Origin of the sequence: Mesorhizobium sp. M7A.F.Ca.US.014.04.1.1, assembly GCF_003998745.1 — a bacterium.
Classification (GTDB): domain Bacteria; phylum Pseudomonadota; class Alphaproteobacteria; order Rhizobiales; family Rhizobiaceae; genus Mesorhizobium; species Mesorhizobium ciceri.
Map to the genome: position 1 here is coordinate 1 of NZ_RZRW01000305.1, position 7,059 is coordinate 7,059.

Annotated in this window: 6 protein-coding genes; 3 read left to right on the forward strand and 3 right to left on the reverse strand. The window is 64.5% G+C overall.

Annotation, left to right across the window (positions count from 1 at the left end; all coding sequences use genetic code 11):
• Both EOA22_RS19905 and EOA22_RS19910 read left to right on the forward strand, forming a co-directional pair.
• Nucleotides 1-417, forward strand: a 417-nt coding sequence (locus EOA22_RS19905; protein WP_127390159.1) for a FixH family protein, incomplete at its 5' end; no start/stop codon positions are given.
• A gap of 7 nt (nucleotides 418-424) precedes the next feature.
• Nucleotides 425-1,624 (forward strand): cytochrome c peroxidase, encoded by a 1,200-nt coding sequence (locus tag EOA22_RS19910; RefSeq protein WP_063168172.1) that lies wholly within the window; start codon nucleotides 425-427, stop codon nucleotides 1,622-1,624.
• A gap of 1 nt (nucleotide 1,625) precedes the next feature.
• On the opposite strand, the gene EOA22_RS19915 is transcribed toward EOA22_RS19910, so the two are convergent.
• Complete coding sequence (locus EOA22_RS19915; RefSeq protein WP_013531233.1) at nucleotides 1,626-2,078, reverse strand: Lrp/AsnC ligand binding domain-containing protein; 453 nt, start codon at nucleotides 2,076-2,078, stop codon at nucleotides 1,626-1,628.
• A 163-nt stretch (nucleotides 2,079-2,241) separates the two neighbouring features.
• On the opposite strand from EOA22_RS19915, the gene putA reads away from it, so the two are divergent.
• A complete protein-coding gene (gene putA, locus EOA22_RS19920) occupies nucleotides 2,242-5,856 on the forward strand; it encodes a bifunctional proline dehydrogenase/L-glutamate gamma-semialdehyde dehydrogenase PutA (protein WP_063168171.1) in 3,615 nt (1,204 codons plus the stop codon).
• 115 nt (nucleotides 5,857-5,971) lie between these two features.
• Here the strand turns inward: putA and EOA22_RS19930 are convergent, their stop codons facing one another.
• The gene (locus EOA22_RS19930) at nucleotides 5,972-6,286 is read right to left on the reverse strand and encodes an antibiotic biosynthesis monooxygenase (protein ID WP_027039045.1); all 315 of its coding nucleotides are present in this window, start codon (nucleotides 6,284-6,286) and stop codon (nucleotides 5,972-5,974) included.
• A gap of 62 nt (nucleotides 6,287-6,348) precedes the next feature.
• On the reverse strand, nucleotides 6,349-7,059 hold a 711-nt coding region (locus EOA22_RS19935), incomplete at its 5' end, for a TonB family protein (RefSeq protein WP_127224724.1).

A 7,059-nucleotide genomic window follows, 5' to 3' on the forward strand; every position in this document is an offset into this window, starting at 1 on the left:
CTTGGTCTGGCTGCCTGGCTGGTCGGCATTCTCGCGGTCGTCTTCCTGACGGCGCCGCGTTCGTCGCTGCCAGCCGGCCCGGATGTCGCGCGGACGAAGAAAACCGACAACGGGCTGTACGTGGCGAGTTTCGTGCCGGAACGGGGCGTGGTGCGGCAGGGCGAACTGGAATCCTGGCTGCTGACCCTGAAGACAAAGACAGGGGCTTCGGTGGAGCGCGCCGCGATCGCCATCTCCGGCGGCATGCCGCAACACAATCACGGCCTGCCGACCAGCCCGCAGGTCACCGATTACCTGGGCGAAGGCCGTTACCGCATCGAGGGGCTGAAATTCACCATGAGCGGCTGGTGGCAACTTCGTTTCGCCATCTCATCCGGCGCCGGCTCCGATACCGTACTGTTCAACGTGGTGCTGTGAGCGATCGATGAAGCGCCTTTTCCGCTTTCTGGCGCTGATGGTCGCCGTCGTCCTCGTGGGCTGCGGCAAGCCTGATTTTTCCGACGCAGAAAAGAAGACTATCGCTTCGCTGGCGCTGTCGTCGCTGCCGGCGCTCAAGGCCGACACCACCAATCGTTTTGCCGACGTGCCGGCCGCCGCCGCACTCGGCTCGACGCTGTTCTTCGATCAGGGCATGAGCGGTGACGGGTCGGTATCCTGTTCGACCTGCCACAAGATCGACCGCCAGTTCCAGGACGACCTGCCGCAGGCGGTCGGCGTCGGCCACACCAACCGGCGCACCATGCCGCTGGCCGGCGTGGCGCACGATCCCTGGTTCTTCTGGGATGGCCGTCGCGACAGCCTGTGGGCGCAAGCGTTGACGCCGCTCGAAAATCCACTGGAGCAGGCGGGAAACCGCGCTGCCTACGCGCATTACATCAAGGCGCGCTTCGGCGAGCGCTATGAGCGCATTTTTGGGCCGCTGCCCGATTTTTCCGGCATGCCGTTGAATGCCAGCCCACTTGGAAACGATGCCGAGAAAGCAGCCTGGAATGCCATGAGCAGCGCGCAGCGCGACGCCATCAACGGTGTCTTCGTCAATATCGGCAAGGCGATTGCCGCCTTCGAACGCTCGATCGCGCCCACGCCAGCGCGCTTCGACCGCTTTGCGCTGGACCTCGCCACCGGTGCCGAGCCGAAGGGCGATGCTGTCTTTTCCAAACAAGAAATCCTTGGGCTTAAACTGTTCATCGGCAAGGCCAATTGCGTGACCTGTCACAACGGCCCGCGCTTCACCGACAACAGCTTTCACAACACCGGCGTGCCGCCTGTTGCGGGCCTGCCGCCGGATCGCGGCCGCATCGATGCCGTGCACCAAGTCGAGGCCGACCCGTTCAACTGCCTTGGCGCCTATCGGGACGGCGAGGTTGCCGCCTGCGGCGAACTGCGCTTCATGGTCAAGAATGCGCCACAACTCATCCGCGCCTACAAGACGCCGTCTCTGCGCGGTGCGGCAACGCGACCGCCCTATATGCATGCCGGGCAGTTTTCGTCGCTCGACGAGGTCGTGGCGCACTATGCGAAGGCCGCGCCCAGCGTCGAAGGGGTATCAGAGGTTCACCCGTTGGAGCTTTCAGACCGAGAACGCGCTGCTCTGGTGGCGTTCTTGAAGACGCTTTCGGAGTGATCTACCGATCCTTCACGGTCTCCATCGCCACAAAGGTCGAGGTCTGGGCGACATGGGGCAGGGCCGAGATGCGCTCGCCGAGGACGCGGCGGTAGGCGGCGATGTCCCTGGTGCGGACTTTCAGCAGATAATCGAAGCTCGATGCCATCATGTGGCACTGTTCGATCTCCGGCACAGCCTGTACGGACCGGTTGAAGGCGTCGAGCGCGGCGGATCTGGTGTCGGACAATTTCACCTGGACGAATGCGACATGGCCTTCGCCCATGCGCTCGCGGTCGACGATCGCCTGGTAGCCTCTGATATAGCCGTCCTTCTCAAGCCGCTTCACCCGCGCCTGCACCGGCGTCTTCGACAGGCCGACCTTTGCGGCTAGTTCTGACATGGAAAGCCGGCCATCGCTTGCAAGTGCGGCCAGGATATTCCGATCTATGCGGTCCAATTGGTCTTCTGTCATCGAAATCGCAGTCCAAATGTCAATTATATGCCGCTAGGATAGATCGAATGACCTGCAATGTCGATTTCTTTGGACCGGCCGAAATTTTGCACTTGTGCTAGCTTGCGCCATTCGGTCCGGTGACCGCCGGCCCGATCCCCTTTGCTCGATCCACGGGACCGCCATGCCAGCGCTCGATGCCATCCGCCAGCAGATCCGCGCCAACTACCTGCCCGACGAAGACGAGGCCGTGAAGCGGCTTGCCGAGGCGACGGGGCTCTCCGGGAAAGACCGCAAGGCGATCTCGGCTCGCGCCGCCGATCTGGTGCGCGCGGTGCGCGGCTCGTCGGATCCAAGGCTGATGGAAGTCTTCCTCTCCGCGTACGGTCTCTCCACCAAGGAAGGCGTGGCGCTGATGTGCCTGGCCGAGGCACTGCTGCGCGTGCCCGATACCGAGACGATGGACGACCTCATCGCCGACAAGATCGCGCCGCACGACTGGTCGGCGCATTCGGGCGGTTCGAGCTCCATCTTCGTCAACGCCTCGACCTGGGCGCTGATGCTGACCGGCCGCGTCCTCGACGAAGGCGAGGGCGGCATCGAGGGCACGCTGCGTTCTATGGTGCGGCGGCTGGGCGAGCCGGTCATCCGCAAGGCGGTGGCCGCCGCCATGCGCGAGATGGGCGAGCAGTTCGTGCTCGGCCGCACCATCACTGAAGCCGTCAAGCGCGGCCGGCCGATGACCCAGAAGGGTTATCTCTATTCTTTCGACATGCTGGGCGAGGCGGCCCGCACCGAGGCCGACGCCTTGCGCTATCACAAGGCCTATGCTGACGCGATTTCGTCGCTCGATTCCGGCTCCAACGGTCCTGACATCAGGCAGAACCACGGCATCTCGGTCAAGCTTTCGGCGCTGCATCCGCGTTACGAGGTGGCGCAGAAGGACGAGATGCTGCCTGTGATGGCCGAGCGGCTTTTGTCGCTGGCGCTGGCCGCGCGCCATTCGCGCATGGGTCTCAACATCGATGCCGAGGAGGCCGACCGCCTCGATCTATCGCTCGACGTCATCGAGCGGGTGCTGGCCGAGCCGGAACTTGCCGGCTGGAACGGGTTTGGCGTGGTGGTGCAGGCGTATGGGCCACGCGCGGCCTTCGCCATCGACTGGCTCTATGCGCTGGCCAAGAAATACGACCGCAACATCATGGTTCGGCTGGTCAAGGGCGCCTATTGGGACACCGAGATCAAGCGGGGGCAGACGTTGGGACTCACCGGCTATCCCGTCTTCACCCGCAAGGCCAACACCGACGTCTCCTACATGGCTTGCGCCAAGAAGCTGCTTGGCATGACCGACCGCATCTACCCGCAGTACGCCACCCACAATGCCCACACCGTCGCCGCCATCCTGTCGATGGCTGATAATAACCGCGATTCCTTCGAGTTCCAGCGCCTGCACGGCATGGGCGAGGCGCTGCACGAGACGGTGCGACGGTCCGAAGGCACGCGCTGCCGTATCTATGCACCGGTCGGAGCGCATTCCGATCTGCTGGCCTATCTGGTGCGCCGGCTGCTGGAGAACGGCGCCAACTCCTCCTTCGTGCACCAGCTGACCGATGAGGATGTCGAGCCGGAGGACATTGCGCGCGATCCGCTCGAGACGGTCGAAAGCCAGGGTCCGGCAGCCAATCCGGCGATTGCCCGGCCTTCCCAGATTTTTGGAGCCGGGCGTCGCAATTCGAAAGGATTCGACATCACCGACACGGTGACGCTGGCGGCGATCGACAAGGCCAGGGCGGCCTTCGCCGGGCCGGATCGCTGGCATGCCAAGCCGATTACGCGGGCCGCCGGCTATGGCAAGCAGCGTCCGATCGTCAACCCGGCAAAGCCTTCCGAAGTGGTTGGCACGGTCAGCGAAGCAGCTGCCAAGCAAGTCGCGACCGCCGTGCGCTTCGCGGTGGAAGCGCAACCGGCCTGGGCGAAGCGTCCCGTCGCCGAGCGCGCCGCCATCCTCAACCGGGCCGCCGATCTCTATGAGGCCAATGCCGTCGAGTTCTTTGCACTCGCCACCCGCGAGGCCGGCAAATCGCTGGCCGACGGCGTCGCCGAGGTGCGCGAAGCGGTCGACTTCCTGCGCTACTACGCCACCGAGGCGGCCAATGCCGAGGTGGGCACGCAAGCGCGCGGCGCCATCGTCTGCATTTCGCCGTGGAATTTCCCGCTCGCCATCTTCACCGGCCAGATCGCGGCAGCGCTCGTTACCGGCAATTCGGTGATCGCCAAGCCGGCCGAGCAGACGCCGCTGATCGCCTTCCGCGCCGTCGAACTGCTGCGCGAGGCCGGCGTGCCGGAAGACGTCATCCAGTTGCTCCCTGGCGACGGCCCATCGGTCGGCGGGCCGCTCACCGCCGATCCGCGCATCGCTGGCGTCTGCTTCACAGGTTCGACCGAGGTTGCCAAGCTGATCGAGAAGCAGCTGGCCGGGACGGCCGCGCCCGACGCCATGCTGATCGCCGAGACCGGCGGCCTCAACGCCATGATCGTCGATTCCACCGCGCTGCCCGAACAGGCGGTGCGCGATATCCTCGCCTCCGCCTTCCAGAGTGCCGGCCAGCGCTGCTCGGCGCTGCGCGTACTCTACGTGCAGAAGGACGTCGAGAAGAAGATGCTGGAGATGCTGAAGGGCGCCATGGAGGCGCTCAACGTCGGCGATCCCTGGCGGATTTCGACCGATGTCGGCCCGGTTATCGACGACGAGGCGCAAAGCTCGATCCGCGAGTATTGCACGAAGATGGGCCTGCAGGGCAGGCTGATCGCCAAGCTCGAGGCGCCCAGGGAAGGTCGCTTCGTCGCGCCGCATGTCTTCCGGGTCAAGGGTATCGAGGACATGGAGCGCGAGGTGTTCGGGCCGGTGCTGCATGTCGCCAGTTTCGACGCCGACCAGATCGACGCCGTCATCGCCGCCATCAACCGCAAGGGTTATGGCCTGACCTTCGGCCTGCACACCCGCATCGAGGGCCGCGTGCAGCATTTCGTCGATGGCATCCATGCCGGCAACATCTATGTCAACCGCAACCAGATCGGCGCCGTCGTCGGTTCGCAGCCGTTTGGCGGCGAGGGGCTTTCCGGCACCGGGCCGAAGGCCGGCGGTCCGCACTATCTCCGCCGCTTCCGCAAGGGGCCGGAGGCCGGCACCCATGTGCAGGATGGCCACAAGGTCACGGCGACCGAGCTTGCCGACAATCTGCCTGATCCCACACTTGGCGGCTGGTCGACGCGTCCGGACCGGATCGCCATTCTGAGGAAGCATCTGCGCGGCAAGGGTGCTGCGGCCATTGGTGCGGCCGCCGGCATCGATTTCGGCCAGGTCGACCTGCCCGGGCCGACCGGCGAAGCCAACACGCTCTCGCTGTCGCCACGTGGACGGGTGCTGTGCCTTGGTCCCGATGGTGATACGCTGCTGGCGCAGACGATCCAGGCGCTCGCCGCCGGCAACGCCGTGCTGGCCGTTGCACCGGGTGCACCGGCGGCCCTTTCCGCTCTGACCGGCAAGGGCCTCCCACTGGCCGTCATCGACGGGCGGCCTGATCCGGTCGAGGCACGCTCGCTGCGCGTCGATATCGTTGCTTTTTCCGGCACGCCAGAGGCCGCGCGCATCGTGCGCAGGGTTATCGCTGATCGCTCAGGCCCGATCGTGCCGCTGGTCAGCGAAGTGTTGAACCCGGCGGCTTATGCACATGAGCGGGCCGTCTGCGTCGACACCACCGCCGCGGGCGGCAATGCGACCTTGCTGGCCGGAGCCTGACTCCGGCCGGTCGATAGAGCCATTCACCGTTTCGTGGAAACGGTGAATGGCTCTATCTCTTTCGGTTTATGCATGTCGTTGTCCCAAAACCGGGACCACTTTTGAGCGACATGCATTACGCGCCTTCGACGACCGAAAAACCCTCGAACTGGGGGTGGCCGAGATAGTGGACCTTCGTCGTGCCGACATTCCTGTGGGCAGCGCGGAAATTCTCGGACTTGGTCCAGGCGATGAAATCATCGTGGCTCGCCCACACGGTGTGCGATGCAAACAGCGTGTAGCCTTCGGTCTCGTTGACCGGGCCTCGCAGCAGGTGGAATTCGCGGAACCCCTTCATCTCCGCAAGGCTGGAATCGCGGTTCTTCCACACGGCTTCGAAATCGTTCTCCGAGCCGGTCTGCACCTTGAAGCGGTTCATGGCGATGTACATGGTGGTTTCCTCTCACAGGGATGTTGATGATTTGCGGCCGCAGCGTTTTGTTCTGCGCACATTCAAAATGGGCCGATTTCGGTCTCGAACTCCAAACTTGCGCTTGCTGCCTGTGGTGGAATCGAAGGGAAGGGGGCTGCTTTGCGGATAATGCCAAGCGCCGCCTGATCGAAAGCCGCCGACCCTGAGGTCTCCAGGATGCGCAACTTATTTATGTTGCCCTTCCTGCCTATGACGAATTTAACAACCGCATTGTTGCGTGCCGCCAGTTGTAGGGACGGCGGCAGAGTGCGATTGACGCTGCCGAGCTTTCTAAAGACATCGCCGCGGTAGTTATCTTCCGCGGCAGTGCCTGCCTCGTTTTGCCTTTTGCCCTTGCTGGCCGCTTGCGCCGACAGGTCCTGGCCATCCGCCGTGCCGCGCTTCTCATCCGCCGTCTTTGACTGGGCAGCTGCCGGACTGGGCCTCGCGCTGGGGATCGGCGGCTGTTCTGGAACGGCGACAGGCGTCTCGGTGCTCCTGGGCTGAACGGTCGGCTGTGCCGGCGCTTCGGTCTTGGGAGCCACGCTCTGATCATCGGGGCGAGGGGCGCCGGCCACCAGTATGTCCGGGGTGACCGCCTGCGGTTTGACAGGTTCCGGCAAAGGCTTGAGCGGCGGCTTTGCCGCTTCCGCGGCAGGTTGGGAGGCCTCCGTTGGCTGCGACGGCTTGGGCGGCGTTGCCGGCTGTGGTTTGGCCGGTTGCGGGCTGGGCACCAGTGCAACGTTTATTGC

Excerpts from the sequence above, each read along its gene's own strand:
- EOA22_RS19910 (WP_063168172.1), top strand. The coding sequence starts at position 425 with ATGAAGCGCCTTTTCCGCTTTCTGGCGCTGATGGTCGCCGTCGTCCTC.
- EOA22_RS19915 (WP_013531233.1), bottom strand. The coding sequence starts at position 2,078 with ATGACAGAAGACCAATTGGACCGCATAGATCGGAATATCCTGGCCGCA.
- putA (WP_063168171.1), top strand. The coding sequence starts at position 2,242 with ATGCCAGCGCTCGATGCCATCCGCCAGCAGATCCGCGCCAACTACCTG.
- EOA22_RS19930 (WP_027039045.1), bottom strand. The coding sequence starts at position 6,286 with ATGTACATCGCCATGAACCGCTTCAAGGTGCAGACCGGCTCGGAGAAC.